Raw genomic sequence first — 26,746 nt, 5'->3', positions numbered from 1 at the left:
TTTATGGGATTTTTAAAAAAAATTGATCACATCAAGTTACTCAAAATTGCATTGGGTATTTCGATATTTTCCATAGGTTATCTATTGACCATGTTTTATTTTCAAATGAACGAGTTGGAAAATAATAAAATTGAAATTGAAAAATACAGTAAAGCAGATATCGAACTACTTCATTTTAAATCAATTGTAGAAGAAGACAGTTACAGAACTCAAAGCCAAATCTTAAATCAGAGTATATCGAGTAACACTATCGATTTTAATGCAATAAGCAATGCAGCTTTCATTAAAAATGCTGCGTCATTTGAAGGAATCGAACCCAAATACGCACAAAAACAGAACTTTATTAAAGAATTAATTGCAGATTATATTGCATTTAAAAAAGAATTATTTGCAGGCAAATCAAATTCTACAGTCTCAAATTACAACACCATTAACGCAAATTTATTATTAAATATCAATGAATTAAGTGCGGATTTAGAGTCCAAAATTAATACGAGTAACGATGCTTACTTACAAATGCTTGAAAATTCCAAAACGTCAGGATTTTTAATTGCGCTAATTTCACTGACTATTTTTGTGTTAGCGTATGTAAAAATGAACGAGGATTTAATGAAATTACAGAAAATCAACGATGATGTTAGTTTTATAAATCAAACATTGCAAAATGCGGAAATGGTTGCTGGATTTGGAAGTTGGAAATTAAATACGGTTGAAAATAGATTTATCATTTCAGATAATTTCTACCGGCTTCTTGGAACGGAACCCAACTCATTTACACCTTCATTAGATAAAATCATGAGTTTTGTTCATCCCGAAGATAGGAGTAGAGTGCTTCAATTGCATGAGGATTCCTTTAATAAGAATGAAACTACCACGATAATCTACCGATACCTTTTGGAGGATGGAACCGTGAGACACATGATTTCTGTAGGTAAATTCTTAAATAATTCAAAAGGCGAATTGGTGAAAATTGGAGTGAATCAAGATATTACCGAGTTGATGAAAAAGACGAAGGAATTGGAGGATAAGAACCAAAGATTAATTTCCACCAACTCTGAATTGGAATCTTTTAACAACATTGTCAGCCATGATTTACAAGAACCTTTGAGAAAGATTCAAATGTTTATTTCCAGAATTGAAAGTAAAGATTTTGTGGCATCGTCCAACGAAGCAACAATTACTTATTTTGACAAAATTAAATCAGCTGCAAGCAGAATGCAAAATTTGATGAATGATCTGGTTGATTTTACGCGAACAGTTAAAGGAGATCGCATTTTTGAACAAGTAGATTTAAATGTGTTGTTTGAAGAAATTACTGAAGATTTAATTCTCATTATAGAAGAGAAACAAGCAATCATTTTAATTGATCAATTACCTACAATTTTGGGCACAAAATTTCAAATTCAACAGTTATTTGTCAATTTAATGTCCAATGCGCTTAAATATGTAAAACTTGGCATCGTACCTAAAATTATTGTCAAATTAGAGGAATTTTCGCAAGATTTTGTAAACGACAAAAATATAAGTTCGGAAGAGTATTATAAAATAACGGTTACTGATAATGGAATTGGTTTCGAACAAAAGCACGCAGATAAAATTTTCATGTTGTTTAAACGCTTGCAAACTGACCAGTCGTATAAAGGTACCGGATTAGGTTTGGCTATTTGCAAGAAAATTGTAGACAATAACAATGGTTTTATTAAAGCCGTTGGCGTTCCTGATCAAGGATCTGTATTTACAGTATATTTGCCAAAAAACATCAATTTAAGCTGAAATTCAGCAATTGTGAATTTGAATCATAATTTATATTATGTAAAATAGAAAATATTCGAACTGCTTCCTCTTCTTTTTTAATCTAAAAACTTTTTCTAGGCCACTCGAAGCTCTTTCTACATTAAAACTAATTCCTTATCTTTGCCAGATATGACACTAATTTCAGTAGATAACAGTAAAAATCAGGAAATTGTAAAAAATGTTTTTACAAAATACTTGGAAATCAAAGGACATCGTAAAACGCCTGAACGCTATGCAATTTTGCAGGAAATTTATGACAGTGAAGAACATTTTGATATTGAGAATTTATATATCAAAATGAAAAATAAAAACTACCGCGTTAGCCGTGCTACCTTATACAATACCATTGAACTACTCTTGGATTGTGCTTTGGTACGCAAGCATCAGTTTGGTCAGAATCAAGCCCATTATGAAAAATCTTATTTTGATAAACAGCACGATCACATCATTATGACCGATACCGGCGAAGTAATTGAATTCTGTGATCCTCGAATTCAAATTATCAAGCAGACTATTGAAGAAATATTTAATATTAAAGTCATCAATCATTCACTCTATTTTTATGGAGTCAAGAATGAAGAAACGCAAGCATAAAAGTGATTTACTACATCACTTCTACTTTAAAAACAAACAACTAACACACATACAATGGCCGTAGATTTATTATTAGGATTGCAGTGGGGCGACGAAGGCAAAGGAAAAATTGTTGACGTTCTTACTTCAAAATACGATATTATTGCTCGATTTCAAGGAGGTCCAAATGCAGGACATACTTTAGAATTTGACGGAATAAAACACGTTTTAAGAACGATTCCTTCTGGGATTTTTCATGAAAAATCCATCAACGTTATTGGAAATGGGGTTGTAATTGATCCTGTAGTATTTCAAAAAGAAATTGAAGGCTTAGCAAAATTTAATTTAGACATTAAGTCAAAATTAATCATTTCGCGCAAAGCACATTTAATATTACCAACGCACCGATTGCTAGATGCGGCTTCTGAAGCTTCAAAAGGTAAAGCAAAAATTGGATCTACTTTAAAAGGTATTGGTCCAACTTATATGGATAAAACCGGAAGAAACGGGATTCGTGTAGGAGATATTGAATTGGAAGATTTTAAAGAAAGATACAGAGCTTTGGCGGACAAGCATGAGGCAATGATCAAATTTATTGACGTCAATATTCAATACAATCTAAATGAACTTGAAAAGGAATTTTTTGAAGCCATTACAGATTTAAAGAAATTGACTTTCATTGATAGCGAAGAATATTTGCACCAAGCACAGAAATCGGGCAAATTAATTTTAGCTGAAGGTGCTCAAGGTTCTTTATTGGATGTTGATTTTGGTACATATCCTTTTGTTACTTCCTCAAACACTACAGCGGCTGGAGCTTGCACCGGATTAGGAATTGCGCCAAATCAAATTGGCGAAGTGTACGGAATTTTCAAAGCTTACATTACACGTGTAGGTAGTGGCCCCTTCCCTACTGAACTTTTTGACGAAGTGGGTACAACAATGGCAAAAGTGGGTAATGAATTTGGTTCCGTTACTGGACGCCAGAGAAGATGCGGTTGGTTGGATTTAGTAGCGTTAAAATATGCTGTTCAAATTAATGGTGTTACGCAATTAATGATGATGAAAGGCGATGTGCTTTCAGGTTTTGATACGTTAAAAGTGGCAACTGCTTACAATTATAAAGGAACTGAAATTGCACATTTACCTTACAATATTGAAGAAGAAAATGTAACTCCAATTTACAAGTTCTTTAAAGGATGGAATGCAGATCTAACGGGAATGACAACTTACGACGAACTTCCAGTTGAATTAAAAGAGTACATTCAGTTTATTGAGGATGAACTTGAAATTCCAATTAAAATTGTTTCAGTTGGTCCGGATAGAAAACAAACGATCATGAAATAATTTCACAACAGTATATCATAAAAAAATGCGATTTCTAAATTAGAAATCGCATTTTTTTTTTGGTTCAAGATTGAACTCTTATTTATTTCCTTTTTCAAAATCAGCGATGAATTGAGCCAATCCGATGTCCGTTAAAGGATGTTTTAACAAACCTAAAATCACAGAAAGCGGTCCCGTCATTACATCAGCACCAATTTTAGCACAGTTGATAATGTGCATCGTATGGCGTACTGAAGCTGCTAAAATTTGTGTTTCATAACCGTAATTGTCATAAATCTCTCTGATCTCTTGAATTAAATTCAACCCATCTGTAGAAACATCATCCAGTCTACCAATAAATGGTGAAACAAATGTCGCACCTGCTTTCGCTGCTAATAAAGCTTGTCCAGCTGAAAATACCAAAGTCATGTTGGTCTTAATTTCTCTGTCTGAAAAATATTTACACGCTTTGATTCCCTCTTGCGTCATGGGCAATTTTACTACAATACGCTCGTGAAGTTCTGCCAATTCTTCTCCCTCACGAATCATTCCGTCGTAATCCACAGCGTTTACTTCTGCACTAACTTCGCCATCTGTAAGGTTGCAAATGTCTACATAATGCTTTAAAATATTGTTCTTTCCAGTAATTCCCTCTTTGGCCATCAACGATGGATTGGTAGTAACGCCGTCTAAAACTCCCAAAGCTTGTGCTTCCTTTATTTGCGCTAAATTAGCTGTGTCGATGAAAAACTTCATAATTATAATTTTTTAAGTAATTGTCTTTAATTTTTGTAAAAGTAAGAATTAGAAAGTAATTTTCTGTGCAAAGTGCTGCACGATAATTTACAATTTATAATGCTTCATCAATATTCGTTCGTATAATGTGTCTGGCAAAATGCGTTTCAAAACTATTGAAAACTTTTGCAAAAGAGAGCCTACTTTATAATGAATTCTTGGAGCTGGAGTTTGAATAATTGAATATATTGCATTGGCCATTTCCTCTGGTTTACTTCCACCTGTTACGTGTTCGTCCATCATTTGAAGCGTTTTACCATAAGTTGCCTCATATGCAGAACCTTCCAATAATGGTGCATGAAAACGTCCTGCCGCAATATTGGTAGCAAAATCGCCGGGAGCTACATTGGTAATATGAATTCCGAATGATTTTACTTCCATTCGCAAGGCTTCGGTAATTAATTCTAAAGCGCCTTTGGATGCCGAATATACACTGCGGTATGGCAATCCCATATATCCTGCAATGGATGTAATGTTGATGATTAAACCTGACTTTTGAAGTCGCATATGCGGTAAAACAGATTTCATTACTTCTATGGGGCCAAAGAAGTTGGTTTCAAAGTTGTTTTTGATTTCTTGTGTAGGAATTTCTTCCAATGGTCCTGTAATTCCGACACCTGCATTATTAATTACTACATCCAATTTACCTGATTTATCAATAATTTGGGCAACTGCAGTTTGAATGCTCTCCGGATTTCTTACATCGAGTTTTAATAACGGAAAAATAGAATTTGAGATGCGTTCTGGATTTCTGCTAGTACCGTAAACGGTAAACCCTTTGTGGTGCAAAAATTCGCCTACTGCTTTTCCGATTCCTGAAGAACCGCCCGTAATTAAAACAACTTTTGACATAGAAAATAGATTATATAAAAAACAGATGTTTGATTTCAAATAGATTCATAGCCCAGATCGAAAAGGAAAGCCCGGACTATTAGTGAGCAGTTTTTGCTTGGGATAAAAGAGCGACCAACGGAAGCTCCTTTTATGCCTTAGCAAAACGCTTACTAGTAGGAGGACTTGGAATGTAGCGCTGGATTAAGCTTCTAATTACAAACGTCCAAAAATAAAAAAATCTTCCTAATGGAAGACGTACATTTGATATCAAAAAAAAGTGGCAAGCTACCTACATCGCACCGCTCAACCGCGTACCCTTGCTGCGTTCCCACCCTGGGGGATTCTGCAGGAGCTGGTCGTGTAGGACTTGCCGGTGCAAATATACAATCTTTTTATAATTTTGCAAATGCAATTTACTATATTCATTAAGTTTGTATATTGTTTAAAATTTAAATTAGATCATGAAAAAACATAAGTTGTTCGGCTTCATAATTTTAGCTGGTTTAGCAGTCAGTTGTAACGATGGAAAAAAAAGTGAAAGTAATTCGTTTAGCTTCGATCAAAGTCTTTTAAAAGGTCAATATACCGGAAAAGAAGCTTTAAAATTGAAAATTGACAATACTGAAAATAAAAAAATGGACAGTATTGTATATTTTTTAGACAACAAAAAAGTGGGTTCTAAAAATGATGCAACAGCTTTGGACTACCAATGGAGCAATCAAAAATTGGGTTACGTTGCACTTAAGGCACTTGTATATTACCAAGGAAAATCGGAAGAAGTCACTTCGCGAGTTGAAATGATTACCGACATTCAGCCCAAACCTTTGACTTATAAAATCGTGAATACGTATCCACATGATATAAAATCCTATACGCAAGGATTAGAATTTTACCGTGATACGCTTTATGAAGGAACTGGAAATGGTGCTGGAAATGGAACAGGAATTAAAGGAGTTTCAAATTTAAGAAAAACCGATTATAAAACAGGGAAAGTTTACAAGCAAACTGATCTGGAAAATGCTATGTTTGGCGAAGGTATTACTGTATTAAATAACAAAGTTTATCAACTGACTTACCGCGAGAAAACTGCTTTTGTATACGACGCCGATACGTTCAAGCGCTTAAACACATTTCCTTATTTTAAAGACAGTATTGAAGGCTGGGGATTAACAAATGACGGTTCAAAACTGTACATGTCAGACGGAAGTGAGAAAATTTGGATTGTAAATCCGGAAAATTTCAAGGAAGAAGATTTTATCAATATTTATATTGGCGGAAATAAAGTTAAGAATGTAAACGAATTGGAATGGGTGGATGGAAAAATCTACGGTAACGTTTATATGCGTGATGCCATTGCCAAAATTAATCCTCAAACTGGAGCTGTGGAAGGAATTTTAAATTTGAAAGATTTGAAATCAAAAGTAACGCAACATCCTGATTTGGATGTTCTAAATGGAATTGCGTACAATCCAAAAACCAAAACATTTTTTGTAACTGGAAAAAATTGGGATAAGATGTTTGAAATCAGTATTTCTGAATAGTTTTTATTTTTAAGAATATAAAAAATGCAGGAATTTCCTGCATTTTTTTATATCTTAATGTACATCATAGTTTAAATCCCTAAATCATCTTTTTCATCTGATTTGGATTCTAAAGTTCGATCTAAAATCTCCTTCATCATATCGAGTTGAATACGCTGAATTTCGATCATTGATTGTTCTTGATGCATAATTAAATGATCTATTTTTTCATGCAAGATTCTGATTTCAAGTTCTGATTTTAAATTAATCATGTAATCTTTTTTGGCGCGCTCACGATCTCGTTCTTCCGTTCTATTTTGGCTCATCATAATCACCGGTGCTTGAAGTGCCGCAATACACGATAGAATTAAATTCAATAGAATGAACGGATAAGGATCAAATCCTTTGTCCATCAGAAAAATTACATTTAGCATAATCCACAAGATCAGCAGACCTAAAAATGATAATATAAAGGTCCAGCTTCCGCCAAAAGTAGCTACACGATCCGCTATTTTTTGACCAAAAGACAAATCAATAATTTCATCGTCTAATTGGTCCGAAAGCAAGGTATCATTTTTTAACGATGCAAGTACTTTCTCTTCTAAATCAGACAATTCGCCAGATTGACTAATGAGCATTTCTGCAATATAATTTTCCCTAAAGAGCGATAATTCCGACAAGGACATATTTTTAGTAGCAGTAAAATCAGGATGCAACCTGATTATAAAGTCCAAAATTTCTTTTCGAACTGTACTACCATTGACACGTTGATTGGATGGAAAATCTGTACCAGAAATGTCACTTGTAAATTTTTTTATCATCTTAAATTGAGTTTAAAACCACTTCTTTCTCTTAAAATAAAACACCATAATTATGGTGAGTACAATCATAATTAGCCATGTAATATAATAGCCATTTCGCATTTCTATCTCTGGCATGTATTTAAAATTCATTCCGTAAACGCCTACAATAAAGGTTAATGGCATAAAAATGACTGAAAACACTGTTAACGTTTTCATGATTTGGTTCATACGTTGGTTTTGCGTCGAATAAAACAGGTTCGAGGCACTTTCTAATGTATTGATGTCGTATTCGGCTTGTTCCAAAAGTTCCAAACTCTTTTGATGCAATCTTGTAAAAAAAGTAATATTTCCTTTGCTAATTCCGTCAAAATCGTCGTCGTCTTGTGTGCTTTTCAAAGAAAATAAAGCATCGCGAAGCGGAATAATGGAACGTTTGAGGTAATTTAAATTCTCGCGTTGCTTTTCAATCAATTCCAATAAGTGCGTTGCATCGTCCGTTTTTACGTCAATTAATAATTGCTCAATCCGAGTTTCGTAATTTTCAATGGTGATGAAAAAGTTTTCAATTATGGCATCAAGTAATAGAAATAATAAATAATCCGATCCTTTCCGGCGAACAATTCCCTCACTATTTCGAATACGTTCTCGAATAAACATAAAATAATCGCTCTTGATTTCTTGAAAGGAAACAAGTATATTTTCCTTTAACAGAAAACTAATTTGCTCTACTTTAACTTGTTCTGAATCTTCTTGCAAAATAGATTTCACGCTAAAGAACAAGAAATCATCGAGTTCCTCAATTCGAGTTCGAGCAGCAACATTTAAAATGTCGCTAATAATATAATTATCAATACTTAAGACTTCTTTAATTTTCAAAATCTTTGCTACGTCGTGAAGTCCATGTACATTCAACCAAGCGGTGGACGTTTTTGGTAATTCTGCTAATTTTTTTTGAATATCAGCAATAGAAATATTTTGAAATTCTTGTAGCTTTTCTGAATCATAAATCATCAGCTGCAAAGCAACAGGTTCTGTGGTATGAATTCCGGTATATTCAAAAATGCTACTTTTTGACTTTCTACCTTTTTTGTATTTTACTTTTCTCAAAATGAAATTGCTTTTTTCTTGAAACGGATTTGTTGTCCAAATTTCGACATTTAACTTTGTATATTTTGTAAAAATTGAACTATATTTTTTAAAATTAATTTAACGACTGTTGAATTTGAATCTCTTACTATTTGAAATATTTTTGTAACATGGACAAAAGTAATTTTTCAGAAATAGAATTGGACCGAATTATAGAAATGGCTTGGGAAGATCGCACACCCTTTGAAGCAATAACATTTCAATTTGGTATTTCAGAACAGCAAACTATAGAAATCATGCGTTCAGAAATGAAACGCTCCAGTTTTAATATGTGGCGTAAAAGAGTCCAAGGGCGAGCTACTAAGCATGCTAAACTTCGGATGGACGGAATGGATCGTTTTAAATGTAATTTGCAACGACAAATTACTCATAATAAAATATCAAAAAGATAGTTTTATATTATTCCATTTCACAATGCATATTTTTTGCCTTTAAAATAGGTCTTTCAAATTTTCCCTTTTATTTTTACAAAAAATAAAAATTATGCGAATTTTATTGACCCATATAAAAGAACTACTTCAAGTACGAAATATACACCAAGATAAAATTTCTGGAGCAGACATGGCTGATTTGCCTTTGCTTAAAGAGGCTTACTTACTAATTGAAAACGACCTCATTGCTGATTTTGGCTTGATGTCTGAATTGCCATGCTTTGAAATTGACCAGAAAATAAATTGCGAAGGTCGCGTAGTTTTACCAACTTGGTGCGATAGCCATACTCATATTGTATATGCTGGAAGTCGCGAACAAGAATTTGTAGACCGAATCAACGGACTATCTTACGAAGAAATTGCCAATCGTGGCGGCGGAATATTAAATTCAGCCAAGAGAACTTTAGAAACTTCTGAAAACGAAATTTATGAACAATCAAAAAAACGTTTGGAGGAAGTTATCTCGCAAGGAACAGGCGCTGTTGAAATCAAATCCGGTTATGGACTTTCTGTGGAGGGAGAATTAAAAATGCTTCGAGTGATCAGACGTTTGAAGGAAAATTTTACATTACCGATAAAAGCTACTTTTTTGGGAGCTCACGCCTTCCCTACTGCTTACAAAGAAAACCACCAAGGTTATATTGACTTAATAATTAATGAAATGTTGCCCAAAATTGCAGCAGAGAATTTAGCAGATTATATCGACGCTTTCCTAGAAACAGGCTATTTCTCTGTTGATGAAACGCAGCAAATTATGGAAGCTGGGATTAAATACGGCTTGAGAGTGAAAATCCATGTCAATCAATTTACCGCCATTAACGGTATTAAAACGTGTGTAGCGTTCGATGCGCTTTCTGTAGATCACTTGGAAATAGTTACTGATGCTGATATTGAAGCATTAAAAAATTCAAATACAATGGCTGTTGCTTTGCCAAGTTGTTCCTTCTTTATTAGCATTCCGTATACGCCTGCGCGAAAAATGATCGATGCTGGACTACCGTTGGCATTAGCTACCGACTTTAATCCAGGAACCACTCCTTCTGGAAATATGAATTTAGTAGTTGCCACGGCTTGCATTAAAATGAAGATGACGCCGGAAGAAGCCATTAATGCGGCAACGATTAATGGTGCATATGCTATGGGAATTTCTGAAACTCATGGAAGTATTACGGTCGGTAAAAAAGCCAACTTGATTATTACTAAATCCATTTCCTCTTTTTACCAAATTCCATATGCATTTGGGAGTAATTTAATTGAAGACGTTTTCATTAATGGTACACTAATTTCTAAATAGTGAACATTGTTAAAAATGAATGCTAAGAATATTTGTTTTTTACTCTAATTTTACATTGTTAATAATACTATATATCCTAATTTTCTGTTATTATTGTAGAACTTACAAATACCAATGGAATATTATTTATTGCGTAATAAAAAACATAACCTATGAAAAAATTAATTTTAAGTGCCTCAGTCGTACTAATTTCATTTACCTCAATGGCTCAAAAGCAACCAATGCTTGGAAAGTGGATTGAACAGAAACGAAGTTTTGTTGATACCCTTGATACAGGAAGAGATTTGGTTAATGCAGAATATGAAGCGTACAGTACTGGACAAAAAACATTAGACGCTCAATACATATCTATTCTAGAATTTAATGCTGTTGATACAGAAAAATTAAATTTAAATATTTGGAAAGAAAATAACTCCATCTATTTAGCAGCGAATGGAGATTTGAAAAATAAAGTTGCTCTAGAACCTAAGAAAGGAAGCTACTTTTTAACGTATTATGGAAGAAAATATGAAATTGTATACGATTCAAAAAATGAAAAGCTTCGTCTGGTTAATCCCAAATATAAGATGGATTTCTACGAGTTTACAAGTAAAATCTAATACCATTCATAACTGGTAAATACAAAAAGAGCGTTTGTGAATATCACAAACGCTCTTTTTAATTTAAGTAAAAACCAATTTATCTCAGTGAAAAGCTTGTTTTAGAAACCAATTCTGATTTGTCAAAAATGTTAACAAAGTAGGTGCCTTTCTCAAAATCTTTTCCTTTAGCGTCTAAGAACTCGCAAACATCAACGGCTTTATTGTCGTAAGCTACATCTGTTGTAAAACTATAGGTTAGTGTCATATCTCCAAAATTTTCAATTTTCTTTTCGCCTAATACATTGCTTTTACTGTCAATAATTTGAACGTAATACGTTTTAGTACCTGACTTGGCTACCGCATTTGGTGCAATAGCGAAACAAACTTTCAATTGATCCGCACGACTTGCTTTATCAGTGTCAATTTGCTTACCAGAATTTCGCACTTTTATCGCCTGCGTTCTCAAATTCATGATATTTAATTTAGCTGCTTTTTCAACAGTCTTTGCAAGATTTTCATTTTGAACCACCAACGTATCATTAAAACGTTTTTGAGCCCCTAAAACAACAACAGTACTATCACGTTCCAAAGTTAAAGTCTCATTTTTCTTCTTTAACATATCGTTTTCAGCCATCAACGTTTTCATTTTTGAATTTAAACTGTTGTACTGATCGCGGTATTTTCGCATTGAAACGGCATCTCCTTTTGATTTTTTCAAATCAGCAATTAAGTTGATCACTTTTTCACGTTCTGCTTCTAAGTCATCAGATAACGTAGTATTGTCCTCTAAAGCTTTATCATAAGTTGCTTTTAAATCTTCTAATTCTGTCAAAAACGTAGCTTTTTCGCTTTTCTCCTTAGTCAATTCGGTTTGCATTGATTTAGAATCAGTAGTCATTTTAAAAATATAGGCCAAACTACCTGCTAATAATAATGCTAGAACTACCACTATGGCCTTAAGACTTGAATTACTTTTTTGGTTTTCCATTTTAATTATTTAATTAATACTTGAGTTAAATTAATGCTTTTCTACCTTAATAGATAGAAACAAAAATATATTATTTTTTAGCAATCTTCCATATGTTAACGTAAGTTTATATAATATTAGTATTTTTGAAATCAAAAAAAGCTTCCAATGGAAAACTTGATTCCCTTTACCGCGTCTGATTTAGCCAAAATCACAAACCACCGAAGTGGCGAGATTAAATTTGGCGAAAAGATGCTCACCATTCCTAAAAATGAAGATGCATTAAAATTCCTCAAGGCAAGCGAGGCCAAATATGTTCTTTTTGGAATCCCTGAAGATATTGGAGTTCGTGCAAATTTTGGTCGACCGGGAACGCATTCTGCTTGGGAAAGTGCATTGAAAAGTATTGCTAATATTCAACATAATAAATTCTGTAAAGGAAGCCGTATATTGATTTTAGGACAACTTGATGTGGCGTCTGAAATGAATACCGCTGCACAATTTGACTATAAAATACCAGAAGACCGATTGCAATTGAGTAAATTAGTGTCTCAACTGGATAAGGAAGTAACTCATATAATCTGCAGTATTGTTAAAGCGGGAAAAATTCCAATCATTATTGGTGGCGGTCATAATAATGCTTATGGAAATATAAAAGGTACGGCTTTAGCCAAAGGAAAAGCTATAAACGCCATTAACTTTGACGCACACTCCGACTTTCGCATCATGGAAGGCAGACATAGCGGAAATGGATTTTCTTATGCGTATGAAGAAGGTTTTCTTAAAAAATACTTCATTTTTGGATTGCATGAAAGCTACACCTCTAAAAGTGTTTTAGACTTAATTAAAAAAACAGACCATCGGGTTAAATACAACACCTACGATTCAATCAAAATCACAAAAGAGAAAACATTTGAATTGGAACTAATTAACGGTTTAAGTCACGTGGCTACCGAAAGTTTTGGTTTAGAAATTGATCTTGATGCGTTACCAAATGTCGCAAGTAGCGCGATGACTATGAGTGGATTTTCGGTTGAAGAAGTCCGTCATTTCATACATTTTTTTGGCAAAAGCCCAAATGTAGCTTATCTTCATCTTTGCGAAGGTGCTCCTGATCTAGCAGAAGCACAAAACAGTCACTTGATCGGAAAGTTGATTGCTTACTTAGTTACTGATTTTATAAAGGCGAATTTTATTGAAGAGTAATATAAAAGACTGCTGTTATTGCAATCCTATTTACCTCATAATATGCTTTTTTAATTTTAAAGAGCTGCAATTCCATGACTTTACAACTCACAAAACTATTTCGAGTAAAATTGTGATACTCTTAATTTTAAATGCATTTTTAATTTAATCATGAAATTAAATTCTAAAAAAATTCTTTAATTTGTAGAAAGATCTACATCACATGCAATTTAATCCGGACGAACTTCATCAAAAAGAGATTTACAAATTACTTACAGGCTTAATTATTCCACGTCCCATTGCTTGGGTTTCTTCCATCAGTGAAGATGGAATTCCAAATTTAGCACCATTTTCATATTTTAATGCAGTGGGCGATGATCCACCGCATTTGATGTTCTCCATCTCTAGAGGAGGAAATGTAAATAAAGACACTTTAAATAATATTCTTACGAATAAGGAATTTGTAGTCAATATGGTTACCGAGGAATTAGCCGAAAAAATGAATGCCACAGCACATCCATTGCAACCTCATGAAAGCGAATTTGAATTTGCCAATGTAAAAAAGAGCGCTTCATTAAAAGTAAAACCACCTTTAGTCGCTGAAAGTCCCGTGTCAATGGAATGCGTTTTGGTCCATCATTATAATTTAGAAAACCATAAAAATGGCGGTTCCACTATAATTATCGGTAGGATTGTTCACTTTCATGTTCAAGATGATATTTTACTTGATAATTTCCATATTAATCTAGATAAATACCAACCTATTTCGCGCTTAGCAGGATCAAATTATGCTAAGTTAGGCGAATTATTCACCATCAAAAGACCAACTTAATGACTGAGAATTCAACCCAAAATGAAACTATTTCCCCAAAATCAATAGCTGTAATTGGTGGTGGACCAGGCGGCTTATACTTTGCAATTTTAACTAAAAAAGCTTTACCCGACTGCCAAATTAATGTTTATGAACGAAATAAAGCTGACGATAGTTTTGGTTTTGGAGTGGTGTTTTCAGACGAAACATTAAGTGAATTCTTGACTCGTGATCCAAAATCGTATGATTTGATTCGGAATCACTTTGCGTATTGGGATGATTTAGATGTCGCTCGCGATGGCGAAATTGTCCGAATTACCGGAAATGGTTTTTGTGGTTGCTCCCGAAAAAAATTACTGCAATTGCTGCAACAACGTTGTTTAGAAGAAGGTGTGCAGCTACATTTTGAACATCCAATAGAAAATGTATTGGATTTAAAAGCAGATTATATTGTGGCTTGTGATGGTATAAATAGTGGAATTCGAACGCAATTTGAAAACGATTTTGGTACAAAAACCGAAATGAAGAAAAATAAATTTGTTTGGATGGGTTCTACAAAGCCGCTTGATGCTTTTACTTATTTTTTCAGAACTACCGAATTCGGCCCATTCGTTGCCCATTCGTACCAATACGAAGAAGGAATGAGTACGTGGATTTTTGAGTGTTCGCCAGAAACGTACGCCAATGCTGGATTTGAAACTACAAATGAAAAAGATACAATTTCCAAAATATGTTCTATTTTCTCACAAGAATTAGACGGACACGGATTGATTTCCAATCGTTCGCATTGGCGACAATTTCCTGCAGTTACCAACGAAAAATGGTTTAAAGACAACATTGTTTTATTGGGAGATGCAAAGGCAACTGCCCATTATTCCATTGGTTCTGGAACTAAATTAGCTATGGAATGTGCCATTGGCTTGTCGGATTCAATTGTAGAATTTGGAACTGATAAAATAGCCGCTTTTGCCAAATATGAAAAAGTACGACGCAATCGCGTAGAAATGATTCAGTATGCCGCGAATGTTTCCTTAGAATGGTTTGAAAACATGGACCGATACATGGATTTTGAGTTCAATCAGTTTGCTTTTGGTGTGATGACACGCTCAAAAAAAGTGACTTTTGAAAATTTGGCCATTCGAGATGCTACATTTCCTATGAAAGTTTTACATGAATTCAACCAAAGAATACAAACGGAGATTTTAAATACTCCAGCGGCTTTTACACCTTTCTATTTGAAGAATTTAAAGTTGGAAAATAGAATTGTCATGGCACCAATGGGACAATATCAAGCTGAAAGTGGAATGCCGAATTCTTGGCATTTTAGTCATTATACCCAGCGTGCTTTAGGTGGTTTAGGTTTGATAATAACCGAAATGACCTCCATCAGTAAAACAGGTCGTATAACTTTAGGTTGTACAGGTATTTACACTGAAGAACAAGTACTTGAGTGGAAAAAATTAAATGATTTTATCCACCAGAATTCTACTTGTAAAGTTGCCGTACAACTCGGACATTCCGGTCGAAAAGGAAGTAATAAAAAGCCTTGGGAAACCGAAAAATTAGCAAATTCTGAGTCTTGGGAATTGATTTCCGCCTCTCCTATACCATTTGAATCAGAAGGAATTATCCCAAAAGAAATGGATTTAGCTGACATGGATGTAGTGGTAAAGCAATTTAAAACCGCGACTCAAAATGCTGAAAAATCCAACTTTGATATGATTGAATTGCAAGCCCATCACGGATTTTTATTAGCTTCATTTTTATCACCTTTGACCAATGTACGAACCGATGAATTTGGCGGAAGCATAGAAAATCGTTTGAAATTTCCAATTCGAGTTTTCAATGTAATTAGAGAAAACTTTCCGCAACAAAAGCCAATTTCGGTTCGAATATCTGCAACCGATTGGGCCGAAAATGGCATTGCTCCTGAAGATGTTTTAATCATAGCAGCAGCTTTTAAACAAGCCGGAGCTGATATTATCAATGTTTCTACTGGAAATACTGTTGTAAATCAAAAACCTTTAACGGGAAGAATGTGGCAAACACCTTTTTCCGATTTTGTACGAAACCAAGCACACATTCCTACCATAACAGCTGGATCAATTACCGACATTGACCAAATAAATACTCTAATTCTCAACGGTCGAGCCGATTTAGTAGCATTAGGTAAACCGTTATTACTCAATCCTTATTTTGTTAGAAATGCACAAGCCTATGAAAGTTTAGATACAAATGATATTCCCAATTCCTATAAAATGGGAGTTCAAACGTTATTTTCCGAAGCAAAAACAAATCGTAAAATGACCGAGGGCATGAAAAAAGCGTTGAAACCTAAAAGTCACAAGTAATCCAAGTCGCAATGAAAAACTATACCGACAATTTTGCTGAAAGTCATTTGCCGCATCAAGATTTACAACCCGATTACATTTTTGATCATCCCGATTTTGACTTTTCAGATTTGAGCAATTGTGTAGATCAATTGCTAGACAAGCATATCAGAGAGGGAAAAGGAAATTCAATTGCAATCCAAACATTTGATTCGCTGTGGACATTTCAAGATTTGTATGAAAAATCAAATCAAATTGCACATGTACTAGTGGATGATTTGGGATTAAAATCTGGAAACCGAGTATTAATACGCTCCGCCAATCACCCAATGTTTATTGCCATTTGGTTTGCCGTTTTAAAAGCAGGTGGAATTGTAGTTTCTACTATGCCTTTGCTGCGCGAAAAAGAATTAACTACAATGATAGATTGTGCAGAAATATCGCATGCCTTCTGCGAAATCAGCTTAGTCGAAGAGTTAGAAGCGGTCCAATCATCGTATTTAAAATCAATTACCACATTCAGTCCAAGTTCGGACAATGAGTCTGAATTAGAAATATTGATGCGGCAGAAACCTAAAGAATTTACAAATTTTGACGCAGGTCCAGAAGCCGTTTGTCTTATAGGTTTTACCTCTGGAACCACAGGAAAGCCAAAAATGACTGCCCATTACCACAGAGATATACTGTTGATTTGTGAAGCATTTCCAAAAAATTCTTTGGACGTAACACCAACAGATATTTTTACAGGAAGCCCACCTTTAGGTTTCACTTTCGGTTTGGGTGGATTGGTATTATTCCCCTTTTATTATGGAGCTTCTACCTTTTTAATCGAAAAACCTTCGCCTGAATTGCTCCTTAAAGCCATTCAAGATTTTAAAATTACCATTTGTTTTACCGCACCAACAGCTTGGCGTATTATCAGCACCAAGGTCAACGATTACACTATTAGTTCGTTACGAAAATGCGTTTCAGCAGGAGAAACACTCCCGCTAAAAGTGTGGGAAGATTGGTATAATTTAACGGGTCTGAAAATCATTGATGGCATTGGTTCTACAGAAATTCTTCATATCTTTATCTCTTCGAACGAGCAAAATATGCGGAAAGGAGCCACCGGATTACCCATTCGCGGTTACGAAGCAAAAATTGTGGATTTGCATGGAAAAGAAATTATAAATCATGAACCTGGCCGACTTGCAGTGAGAGGAATTACCGGTTGTAAATATTTAAATTCCATAGAAAAACAGAAAGAATATGTGGAAAATAAATGGAATATTACGGGTGATGTTTTTCGAAAGGACGAAGATGGCTATTACTGGTTTGTAGCTCGAGGAGATGATATGATCATTTCTTCCGGTTATAATATTGCAGCTATTGAGGTAGAAAGTGTTTTACTAACACATGATGCCGTTTTAGAATGTGCCGTTGTTGGTGCTCCAAACGAGGAACGAGGTATGTTAGTTTGTGCTTACATTGTCCTCAAAGAAGGCACGATCGCATCGGAACAATTTGCTTTGGAAGTGCAAAATTGGTTCAAAAAAGTTGCCGCTCCTTATAAATATCCACGCATTATTCATTTTGTAGCCGAATTGCCAAAAACGGAAACAGGCAAAATTCAGCGTTATAAGCTCAAAAATTAAATAGTAATGACTTTGATGTCATCAAAAAATTGAAATGAGAAAAGTATTTTTAGTAGTTAGTTTTACGTTATTGTGTATTGTTGGATGGATGACTTACGTCAATTGGAAATCTGTATTTCTATTGTTGATTTTACTTCCGTTAGTCGGAATGGGATTATTTGACATGTACCAATCCAAAAGGACCATCCGAAGAAATTTTCCACTGCTTGGAAGAATGCGGTATCTTCTAGAATCCGTTGGTCCAGCAGCACGTCAATATTTTATTGAAACCGATTTAGATGGAAAACCATTCAACAGATTAGAGCGTAGCTTGGTGTATCAACGAAGTAAACATGAAAATGATACCACGCCATTTGGAACACAACTTGATCTATATGAAGTGGGCTATCAGTGGATCAATCACAGCATTAAAGCAATTCCATTTTCGGAAGTTGATTTAAATCCACGGGTTAGAATTGGCTCATCCCAATGTGAGAAACCATACGACGCAAGTTTGTATAATATCAGTGCCATGAGTTACGGTTCTTTGAGTAAAAATGCGATTATGGCCTTAAATTCAGGTGCCAAACAAGGTGGTTTTTACCACAATACGGGTGAAGGTGGACTTTCTCCTTATCACTTGCAATATGGAGCCGATGTGGTTTGGAATATTGGAACAGGTTATTTCAGTTGCCGAAACGACGACGGAACCTTCAATTTTGAGCAGTACACAAAACGTGCTCAATATGAACAAGTTAAAATGATTGAAATTAAATTTTCTCAAGGTGCTAAGCCAGGTCACGGTGGAATTTTACCTAAGGAAAAAGTGACGGATGAAATTGCCGAAATCCGCTTAGTAACAAAGGGTCATGACATTGTTTCACCTCCATCCCACTCTGCTTTTACCAATCCGTTGGAGTTAATGGAATTTATCAAATTACTTCGGAAAGGTTCGGGCGGAAAACCCATTGGTATGAAAATTTGTATTGGAAACAAGTCCGAATTTATTTCTATTTGTAAAGCAATGGTGCATACCAAAACCTATTTTGATTTCATCACCGTTGATGGTGGCGAAGGTGGAACAGGTGCTGCACCACTTGAATATTCTGATCACGTGGGAATGCCACTTCGCGATGCTCTGGCATTTGTTTACGATTGCTTAAACGGTTTTGACATCAAAGATCAAATTAAAATTATCTGCAGCGGAAAAGTAGTTACTGGTTTTGACATCATTAAAACCTTGGCTACAGGAGCTGATTTATGCAATTCTGCTCGAGGGATGATGTTTGCTTTGGGTTGTATTCAAGCTTTGGAATGTCATGCAAATACGTGTCCGACAGGAGTTGCAACGCAAAACCCACGCTTAACAAAAGGTCTTGTGCCTGAGCAAAAAAGTGTTCGTGTTGCACGTTTTCAATTTGAAACTGTAAAAAGTGCCATGGATCTGATTGCTTCTGCTGGAATTGCCCATCCTGATCAAGTGGACCGACATGTGGTAAGTATGCGAGTAGATCGTACTACAATTCAGACATTTGCAGAAACGTATCCTGAATTGGACAAAGGTTGTCTACTTAATGAAGATACTGTTCCTAAAAAGTTTAAACCCTTTTGGAAAAAAGCAAGTTTCGAAAGCTTTTAAGTTTGAAACTATTTGCAGCTTTACAATGCATATCGATAGGTATAGAAGCATTAAAAAGCAATTTTACATAGCCCAAATGGAACTTGCTTAGGTCGCGCTTTTTGGTTATAAATGAATAAGCTTTACAAATTCCGAACTGGACCATTATAATAGTCAATGCTGAATTCAATATTCTTTTCTATACACGAATCAAACCAGACAAAACATAAAATATGAATTACATTTTTACAAAACAAGAAAAAGTCCGTTTTAAACACGTGGATTATGCGGGAATCGTATTTTATCCTCGCTTTCTCGAAATGCTAAACGACCTTGTAGAAGACTGGTTTGAAGAAGCACTAGATCGACCATTTTCCACAATTCATGAAACGAATGGAATTCCAACTGTCGATTTAAAAGTACAATTTAAAAAGGCCGCGCGTTTAGGCGAACTCCTAACTAAAAATTTATGGGTCATTAAACTTGGAGGTTCCTCAGTCCAATGTGGATTTGAATTTTTAGAGCGGGATGGAAAAACGTGTTTAGAAGGGGAAGTGACTCTTGTTAATGTTGAATTCATTGAAGGTCGCGATCAAATTAAGTCGGCTCCATTCAATCAACAGATGAAAAGTGAAATAGAAAAATATCAGTTGCAATAGCTGTTCTAACTGCAATAACCATTGTATTTACTAATTTTCAGTAGTATAATTGTCTATTTCTATCAGCACTGATTTAATTTAATTCTTTAGTTTCTCAAAAATGTGTTCAAAAATAATAAACCGATGAAATTCAAAAAGTTTAAAGCAGCAACAGTTCAAACGTCACCCGTTTTTTTAAACGTAGAAGCAACAGTTGCCAAAGCGATTGCATTCATCAAAGAAGCATCAGAAAATGGCGCCACTTTAATTGCATTTCCAGAAGTTTTTATAGCCGGATATCCGTATTGGAATTGGATAATGACACCCGTTCAAGGAAGTAAATGGTACGAAAAATTGTATAAATGTTCCGTGAAAGTGGAAGATGAAGTGATGCAACCTCTCTTTCAAGCGGCAATCGATTATAATTGTCACATAGTAATTGGAGTCAATGAACGCGGAGACAGTTATGGCGAGATTTACAATACCAATTTAATTATTGACAACAAAGGAGTTATAATTGGAAAACACAGGAAATTAGTACCCACCTGGGCTGAAAAATTGACTTGGACTTCAGGCGATGGATCTTCCTTAAAAGTGTACGATACCGAAGTAGGACCAATTGGAACATTGGCTTGTGGCGAAAACACTAATACATTAGCACGTTTCACGCTTCTCGCTCAAGGCGAACTGGTTCACATAGCCAACTATATTTCGCTTCCCGTAGCACCACCCGATTACAACATGGCAGAAGCAATTAAAATTCGCGCTGCTGCACATTCCTTTGAAGGAAAGTTATTTACAATTGTTTCGTGCTCTACCATTTCGCAGGAAATTATGGACGCCTTAAAAGTAGAAGTCCCAAATGTTGAAGAGTTATTAACCCGCAAAAATTCTGCATTTTCAGGTTTCATTGGACCAAATGGCGCTGTAATCGGCGAACCTTTGATAGACGAAGAAGGAATGGTGTATGCGGAAATTGATTTAGAGAAATGCATTCAGCCTAAACAAATGCATGACATTCTTGGCCATTACAATCGATTTGATATTTTCGATTTACGAGTGAATATCGCTCCTACTCGAAAAATTACTTTTGTGGATAGTCATGAGGAGTTTAATAAGAGGTTGTAGGAAGATAAATCTATCAAGTAGTAAGATTCAATAAAATAAAAAACCATGAACACCAACCATTCAGACGACCAAATTGGAAGAGCAAGAGTGCAAGATTCTCCAGAATTACAAGCATATTATAAGGAATTAGAATCGCTTGGAGCTGGAGCTTTATGGACCGTTGCCAATGATATTGAACCATGGGAACCTCGAAGTTCATCCATTCCAATGCTTTGGAAATACGACAAGTTAAGAGATTTAGTACTTCAATCTTCTGAATTGGTTACACCAGAACAGGCGGGACGTCGCGTGGTTTATTTGGTAAATGACAATCGAAAAGACGTTTCCGCAGCTGTAGGTTGGTTGTACACCGGAATTCAAGTTACGCGTCCTGGAGAAAGTACATCGGCTCATAAACACAAAGCATCTGCCTTACGTTTTATCATGGAAGGCGAAGGCGGTTATACGGTAGTAGACGGAAATAAAATTACGTTTGAAGTCAATGATTTTGTTATTACACCCAATTCCAGTTGGCACGAACATGGTGTGGATGCAAATGGAAAAACGTGTATTTGGCAAGATGGACTTGATATTCCATTAGCGAATGCTTTAGAAGCAAATGATTATGCTGTATTGGACGGAAAACAAAAGTTAAACTCACCTGTTAATCATTCACCAATAACTTACGGAACATCAGGGCTTTTAATGACGGATAATATTTGGAATAAAAATTATTCACCATTATTCAAATTTGAATGGAAAAAAGTATATCCAGCACTCTTGGAAACGGCAAATGTGAGCGAATTAAATCCGTTCGACGGAATTATAATGCAATATTCTAATCCATTAACAGGAGGCCATGTGATGCCAACAATGGGAGCTTCAATGCAATTATTACCCGCAAACTATCACGGGAAAGCGCACAAACATACTGGCTCTTTTGTTTACCAATGTGCTAAAGGTTCAGGTTATACTATAATTGATGGAATTCGTTTCGACTGGAAAGAGCGAGATATTTTTTGTGTTCCATCTTGGGCTTGGCACGAACATCACAATGATTCAGATTCAGAAGACGCATGTTTATTCTCATTCAATGATTTACCTGTAATCGAAAAATTAGGCTTTTATCAAGATAGAGTTTACGAAGAAAATAATGGACATCAAAAAGTTAAATATCAGGAATAAATATCAATTAATAGTTTCAAGATGAGATTTCTACTACTATTTCTTTGCGTTTCTCCTCAATTATTTTCGCAAAATGTTGACTTTGACAAGGGTTCCACAAGTCAAAAGAAATATTTTGAAGAGATTAGATATGAATTAGTTAAAGATAAAATAATTGTTCCTGTAACGATTAACGGACAAGTGTTCCGATTTTTACTTGATACAGGAGCGCCGAATATAATTTCAAAAAGACTTTTTGATGCATTAGGTTTAGTTGAAAGTACTTCCTTAAATATTAATGATGCTAATAATTTAACGCAATCGATGCACGCTACTGAAATTCCTAATTTAAAAATTGGAACTTTAAATTTTAAAAATCAGATTGCATTAATTTATGATATACACAGCAATAACTTGTTGAGCTGTTACAATATTGATGGATTTATCGGCAGTAATTTATTTAGAAAATCAATCTTAAAAGTAAGTCCAAGCCAACAAAAAATTTATATTACGAACAACGTTAAAAACTTAAGTCCAAAGACAAAGCCGTCAAAAATGGAATTGGTGGGAAGTCAGAAAGCGCCTTATGTAAAATTTAATTTCGTGGGAAAAAACAATAATAAAGCCAGTGAGTTGGTTTTAATTGACACCGGAATGGACGGCTATTATGATATGGCAAATCTAAATTTTAATTATTTCAGCGAAAGTGGAATTTTTGAAATTGTAGGTGAATCAACAGGTGTATCCGGAATAGGGATTTTTGGCGCAGGACCTTCTAATCTTCAACGATTATTGAAAGTAGAAAATGCTATAGTGAATACTATCGTTTTTAAAAATCTAATCATTGAGACTACAGATGATATGAATTCAAGAATTGGTTTAGCATTTTTAGACCACAGCGATTTAATTTTAGATTTCAAACATAAAGAGGTCTATTTTGAAACACGTGATACCGTACTGTTAGAAGATAAAGTACCAAAATACATTCCAACCATGATTGACAATAAATTTGTTATTGGAATGGTTTGGGATCAAAATTTAGCGAAATCAATGACGTCGGGCGATGAAATTATAAGTATTGATTCTAAAAAAGTAAATGAATTGTCTCCTTGCGAAATTATGGATTTACGTAGTACATTTAAAAATAAAACAAATTATACAATAGAAATTAAAAATAAAGAAAATAAAATAGTATCCTTAAAAATTGAAAATTAACATGAACAACTTCAAACCATTATTTGGAATTTTACTTGCAATTGGCTTTCTCGTTCTCGGAATTTATTTGATACAACAAGACGAAGAATATAAAGTAATTGTAGGTTATAGTACTATTGCTTTCTGGAGCATCGTACTAATTTTCGCTATTTATAAAAAAATAACAACTAAAAAAACCAACCACCAATAAATGAAATTAGCTACTTATAAAACAACAGATTCAGAACCTAGATTGGGATTTTTGCACAAGGACTGTCTTGTGGACATGGAAGATTTTGGAGAAATTTCCAACTTTCCTTTGCCAAACGACATGTTGGAATTAATCGACATGGGGTTCGAGGTCATCGCTGAAATCAACGACCTTATTGCCAATACTTCGCAAGAAGATTTGGACGAAGTCTCGTACGGTTTAGATGAAATCACGCTTTTGGCACCAATAGAAAAACCAAGAAAAAACATCATCGGAATTGGCTTAAATTATACCGAACACGTCGCCGAAAGTGCAAGAACGTTAGATACAACTGGAAAACTGCCGCAGCAACCAATTATTTTTTCAAAACCTCCAACAGCAGTTACAGGTCCAAATACAGATGTTATTTTAAATTCAAAATTAACCCAACAATTGGATTACGAAGTGGAATTAGCAGTGATCATGGGTAAAAAAGGGAAGTATATTTCACCTGAAAATGCATTAGATTATGTTTTTGGTTATTCTATAATCAACGATATTTCTGCAAGAGATTGCCGCCGCGAAGGTCAATGGATTGTTTCAAAAGGGCAAGATACTTTTGCACCAATGGGACCTTATTTGGTGACTAAAGATGAAATAGAAAATCCACACAATTTGAATTTAACATTGAGGTTAAATGGTATTGAAAAACAAAATTCCAACACAAAATTACTATTGTTCAACATCAATGCATTGATTGAAGATTTAAGTACCGTATTTACTTTAGAAGCAGGAGACATTATTGCCACAGGAACTCCCGCAGGCGTTGGAGCTGGAAGAAATCCGCAGGAATGGATGAAAGACGGCGACCTGATGGAATTGACTATTGAAGGAATTGGAACTTTGATAAACACTGTTCGCGAAATTTAATTTGCTACAAATCCTATAATTTAAAGACAACACTGATTTAAGATATTGTAAAAATTTTTAAATCTCCGTTCCAAATAAATAATCAAATGACTAAAAAATATAGAATCGGCCAGATTGTACCCTCTTCGAACGTAACGATGGAAACCGAAATTCCAGCGATTTTCAGAAGTCGTGAATCTATTTTACCCGAACGCTTTACGTTTCATTCCAGTAGAATGCGAATGAAGAAAGTGACCAAAGAAGAGTTGGAAGCTATGGATGCCATGAGTTTAAAATGTGCTCAAGAACTTTCGGACGCGCATGTAGATGTTATGGGTTACGCTTGTTTGGTTGCCATAATGAGCATGGGTCGTGGTTATCATTGTGTTTCAGAAGTAAATTTACACCAAGAAACAGTAGCAAACGACTTCCCTACTCCAATTGTAACTTCAGCTGGAGCATTAATTAACGGATTAAAAGTTTTAGGTGCAAAAAAGATTTCAATCATCACACCTTACATGCGACCTTTGACTGACATGGTGGTTGATTATATCGAAAATCAAGGAATTGAAGTAAAAGAAAGTATTGCGCTTGAAATTCCTGATAATTTAGAAGTTGCAGCTCAAAACCCAATGAATTTATTGGAAATTTATAAACAACTGGATCTGACTGATATCGATGTATTAGTAGTTTCCGCTTGTGTACAAATGCCATCTTTGGAAGCAATTGATTTGATTGAAAAAGAAATCGGAATTCCTGTGACTTCAGCAGCCGTTTGTACCACTTATGAAATGATGAAAAAGTTAGGTATTGAAGCAAAATCAGCTATTGGCGGAAGCTTACTTTCAGGAAAATATTAATAATTAAAATGTTATAAATAATGGCAATTAGGTAATTACTTAGTTGCCATTTTTTTGTTCAAATTATTTAACAGTGCAAATAAATCAGTAAAGCATAATTTTCACTACCTTAACATTAATAAAACAACCAAACAAAACTTATGGAATTTATTGATTATTACAAGGTTTTAGGTCTTACAAAAAGCGCTTCGGAAGCCGATATTAAAAAGGCGTATCGCAAATTAGCTCGAAAGCTTCACCCCGATTTAAATCCTGATGACAAAGAAGCGAATGTCAAATTTCAGCAACTCAATGAAGCCAATACCGTTTTAAGTAATCCTGAAAACAGGAAGAAATACGATAAATACGGGAAAGATTGGGAACGCGGCGAAGAATATGAAAAATACCAGCAACAAAACCAAGGCCAACAGAGACAACAGCATGCTAATTCAGGGCAACAGTCTTATGGAAATTATGAAGGAGAAGATTTTTCAGATTTTTTCTCTTCGATGTTTGGTCAAAGTGGCGGTCGACAAAGTCAGCGGAGCCAACAGCAATTTCGGGGGCAGGATTTAAATGCACAACTTTCCATCGATATTACGGAAGTTTCCAAAACCCATAAAAAGGAATTTACGGTTAATGGTAAAAATATCCGCATCACTATTCCCGCTGGAATTGAAGACCAACAAACCATTAAAATCAAAGGCTTTGGTAATGAAGGTACAAACAATGGGCCGAAAGGCGACTTGTACATCACTTTCTCAATAGTAAATAATACACCCTTTAAGCGGGTTGGAAATGATTTGTACGTGGATTATGATTTGGATTTATACACCGCAATCTTGGGAGGAGATATTACCGTTACAGATTTTGAATCTAACAAGTTAAAATTAAAAGTGACTGCAGGAACGCAAAGTGGCACTAAAATCAGACTGAAAGGAAAAGGTTTTCCCGTTTACAAAAAAGACGATCAGTTTGGCGATTTATACGTGACCTATGTTGTGAAAATTCCCACACAATTGACCGAAAAAGAAAAAGAATTGTTTAACGAGTTGGCACAACTTTCAAAAATCAATTAAAT

At 34.8% G+C, this 26,746-nt stretch carries 25 protein-coding genes and 1 other RNA gene; 20 read left to right on the top strand and 6 right to left on the bottom strand.

All coding sequences use genetic code 11. The annotated features are described in order from the left end of the window. Positions 1-3 precede the first annotated feature (3 nt). From H602_RS17955 to H602_RS0100960, 3 genes are all read left to right on the top strand, one after another. The gene (locus tag H602_RS17955) at positions 4-1,773 is read left to right on the top strand and encodes a sensor histidine kinase (protein WP_051224086.1); all 1,770 of its coding nucleotides are present in this window, start codon (positions 4-6) and stop codon (positions 1,771-1,773) included. A 150-nt stretch (positions 1,774-1,923) separates the two neighbouring features. Beyond that, the gene (locus H602_RS0100965) at positions 1,924-2,388 is read left to right on the top strand and encodes a Fur family transcriptional regulator (protein ID WP_026976332.1); all 465 of its coding nucleotides are present in this window, start codon (positions 1,924-1,926) and stop codon (positions 2,386-2,388) included. A 54-nt stretch (positions 2,389-2,442) separates the two neighbouring features. Beyond that, positions 2,443-3,714, top strand: coding sequence for an adenylosuccinate synthase (locus tag H602_RS0100960; protein ID WP_026976331.1), 1,272 nt, complete (start codon positions 2,443-2,445; stop codon positions 3,712-3,714). Between the two features lie 78 nt (positions 3,715-3,792). Here the strand turns inward: H602_RS0100960 and fsa are convergent, their stop codons facing one another. From fsa to ffs, 3 genes are all read right to left on the bottom strand, one after another. Next, complete coding sequence (gene fsa, locus H602_RS0100955) at positions 3,793-4,449, bottom strand: fructose-6-phosphate aldolase (protein ID WP_026976330.1); 657 nt, start codon at positions 4,447-4,449, stop codon at positions 3,793-3,795. An 87-nt stretch (positions 4,450-4,536) separates the two neighbouring features. Next, positions 4,537-5,340, bottom strand: coding sequence for an SDR family oxidoreductase (locus tag H602_RS0100950; protein ID WP_026976329.1), 804 nt, complete (start codon positions 5,338-5,340; stop codon positions 4,537-4,539). A gap of 257 nt (positions 5,341-5,597) precedes the next feature. Beyond that, an RNA gene (gene ffs, locus H602_RS19550) (signal recognition particle sRNA small type) lies at positions 5,598-5,695 on the bottom strand. An 88-nt stretch (positions 5,696-5,783) separates the two neighbouring features. Here ffs and H602_RS0100940 point away from each other — a divergent pair. Beyond that, on the top strand, positions 5,784-6,863 hold the full coding sequence (locus H602_RS0100940) for a glutaminyl-peptide cyclotransferase (protein WP_026976328.1): 1,080 nt from the start codon (positions 5,784-5,786) through the stop codon (positions 6,861-6,863). 71 nt (positions 6,864-6,934) lie between these two features. On the opposite strand, the gene H602_RS0100935 is transcribed toward H602_RS0100940, so the two are convergent. Continuing rightward, complete coding sequence (locus tag H602_RS0100935) at positions 6,935-7,663, bottom strand: DUF1003 domain-containing protein (RefSeq protein WP_211224007.1); 729 nt, start codon at positions 7,661-7,663, stop codon at positions 6,935-6,937. Positions 7,664-7,675: 12 nt separating this feature from the next. Beyond that, complete coding sequence (gene corA, locus H602_RS0100930; protein WP_026976326.1) at positions 7,676-8,752, bottom strand: magnesium/cobalt transporter CorA; 1,077 nt, start codon at positions 8,750-8,752, stop codon at positions 7,676-7,678. Between the two features lie 149 nt (positions 8,753-8,901). Between corA and H602_RS0100925 the strand changes: the two genes are divergently transcribed. From H602_RS0100925 to H602_RS0100915, 3 genes are all read left to right on the top strand, one after another. Beyond that, positions 8,902-9,183: a TIGR03643 family protein gene (locus tag H602_RS0100925; RefSeq protein ID WP_026976325.1), complete on the top strand. Its 282-nt coding sequence runs from the start codon at positions 8,902-8,904 to the stop codon at positions 9,181-9,183. Positions 9,184-9,274: 91 nt separating this feature from the next. Beyond that, on the top strand, positions 9,275-10,516 hold the full coding sequence (gene hutI, locus H602_RS0100920) for an imidazolonepropionase (protein WP_026976324.1): 1,242 nt from the start codon (positions 9,275-9,277) through the stop codon (positions 10,514-10,516). A gap of 152 nt (positions 10,517-10,668) precedes the next feature. Then, entirely contained in the window at positions 10,669-11,115 is a 447-nt protein-coding gene (locus H602_RS0100915) for a hypothetical protein (protein ID WP_026976323.1), read from the top strand. Between the two features lie 79 nt (positions 11,116-11,194). Here the strand turns inward: H602_RS0100915 and H602_RS0100910 are convergent, their stop codons facing one another. Beyond that, positions 11,195-12,085, bottom strand: a complete 891-nt coding sequence (locus H602_RS0100910) for a hypothetical protein (protein WP_026976322.1) — start codon at positions 12,083-12,085, stop codon at positions 11,195-11,197. 147 nt (positions 12,086-12,232) lie between these two features. Here H602_RS0100910 and H602_RS0100905 point away from each other — a divergent pair, with 147 nt between their 5' ends. From H602_RS0100905 to H602_RS0100845, 13 genes are all read left to right on the top strand, one after another. Next, on the top strand, positions 12,233-13,270 hold the full coding sequence (locus tag H602_RS0100905) for a formimidoylglutamase (RefSeq protein WP_026976321.1): 1,038 nt from the start codon (positions 12,233-12,235) through the stop codon (positions 13,268-13,270). 202 nt (positions 13,271-13,472) lie between these two features. Further along, positions 13,473-14,081, top strand: a complete 609-nt coding sequence (locus tag H602_RS0100900; RefSeq protein ID WP_026976320.1) for a flavin reductase family protein — start codon at positions 13,473-13,475, stop codon at positions 14,079-14,081. After that, complete coding sequence (locus H602_RS17945; RefSeq protein ID WP_051224084.1) at positions 14,081-16,411, top strand: oxidoreductase; 2,331 nt, start codon at positions 14,081-14,083, stop codon at positions 16,409-16,411. Before H602_RS0100900 ends, H602_RS17945 begins: the two co-directional genes overlap by 1 nt. An 11-nt stretch (positions 16,412-16,422) precedes the next feature. After that, a complete protein-coding gene (locus H602_RS0100890; protein WP_026976319.1) occupies positions 16,423-18,027 on the top strand; it encodes an AMP-binding protein in 1,605 nt (534 codons plus the stop codon). Between the two features lie 34 nt (positions 18,028-18,061). Continuing rightward, positions 18,062-19,645 carry an FMN-binding glutamate synthase family protein gene (locus tag H602_RS17940; protein WP_035758626.1) on the top strand — a complete coding sequence of 528 codons (1,584 nt, stop codon included), beginning with the start codon at positions 18,062-18,064 and terminating at the stop codon, positions 19,643-19,645. Positions 19,646-19,857: 212 nt separating this feature from the next. Then, on the top strand, positions 19,858-20,283 hold the full coding sequence (locus H602_RS0100880) for an acyl-CoA thioesterase (RefSeq protein ID WP_026976318.1): 426 nt from the start codon (positions 19,858-19,860) through the stop codon (positions 20,281-20,283). A 123-nt stretch (positions 20,284-20,406) separates the two neighbouring features. Then, positions 20,407-21,390, top strand: coding sequence for a carbon-nitrogen hydrolase family protein (locus tag H602_RS0100875; RefSeq protein ID WP_026976317.1), 984 nt, complete (start codon positions 20,407-20,409; stop codon positions 21,388-21,390). Between the two features lie 45 nt (positions 21,391-21,435). Further along, positions 21,436-22,554, top strand: coding sequence for a cupin domain-containing protein (locus H602_RS0100870; RefSeq protein WP_026976316.1), 1,119 nt, complete (start codon positions 21,436-21,438; stop codon positions 22,552-22,554). Between the two features lie 21 nt (positions 22,555-22,575). Beyond that, the gene (locus tag H602_RS0100865) at positions 22,576-23,748 is read left to right on the top strand and encodes a retropepsin-like aspartic protease (RefSeq protein WP_026976315.1); all 1,173 of its coding nucleotides are present in this window, start codon (positions 22,576-22,578) and stop codon (positions 23,746-23,748) included. 1 nt (position 23,749) lies between these two features. Continuing rightward, entirely contained in the window at positions 23,750-23,938 is a 189-nt protein-coding gene (locus tag H602_RS0100860; protein ID WP_035758624.1) for a hypothetical protein, read from the top strand. Further along, the gene (locus tag H602_RS0100855) at positions 23,939-24,847 is read left to right on the top strand and encodes a fumarylacetoacetate hydrolase family protein (protein WP_026976313.1); all 909 of its coding nucleotides are present in this window, start codon (positions 23,939-23,941) and stop codon (positions 24,845-24,847) included. A gap of 86 nt (positions 24,848-24,933) precedes the next feature. Next, a complete protein-coding gene (locus H602_RS0100850; RefSeq protein WP_026976312.1) occupies positions 24,934-25,686 on the top strand; it encodes a maleate cis-trans isomerase family protein in 753 nt (250 codons plus the stop codon). Positions 25,687-25,826: 140 nt separating this feature from the next. Then, positions 25,827-26,744: a DnaJ C-terminal domain-containing protein gene (locus tag H602_RS0100845; protein WP_026976311.1), complete on the top strand. Its 918-nt coding sequence runs from the start codon at positions 25,827-25,829 to the stop codon at positions 26,742-26,744. Positions 26,745-26,746 lie beyond the last annotated feature (2 nt).

It is taken from the genome of Flavobacterium tegetincola DSM 22377 (assembly GCF_000425485.1).
GTDB classification, from domain to species: Bacteria; Bacteroidota; Bacteroidia; order Flavobacteriales; family Flavobacteriaceae; genus Flavobacterium; species Flavobacterium tegetincola.
Note: the sequence above shows the minus strand (reverse complement) of the source record. Positions and strands in the feature narration are given on the sequence as shown.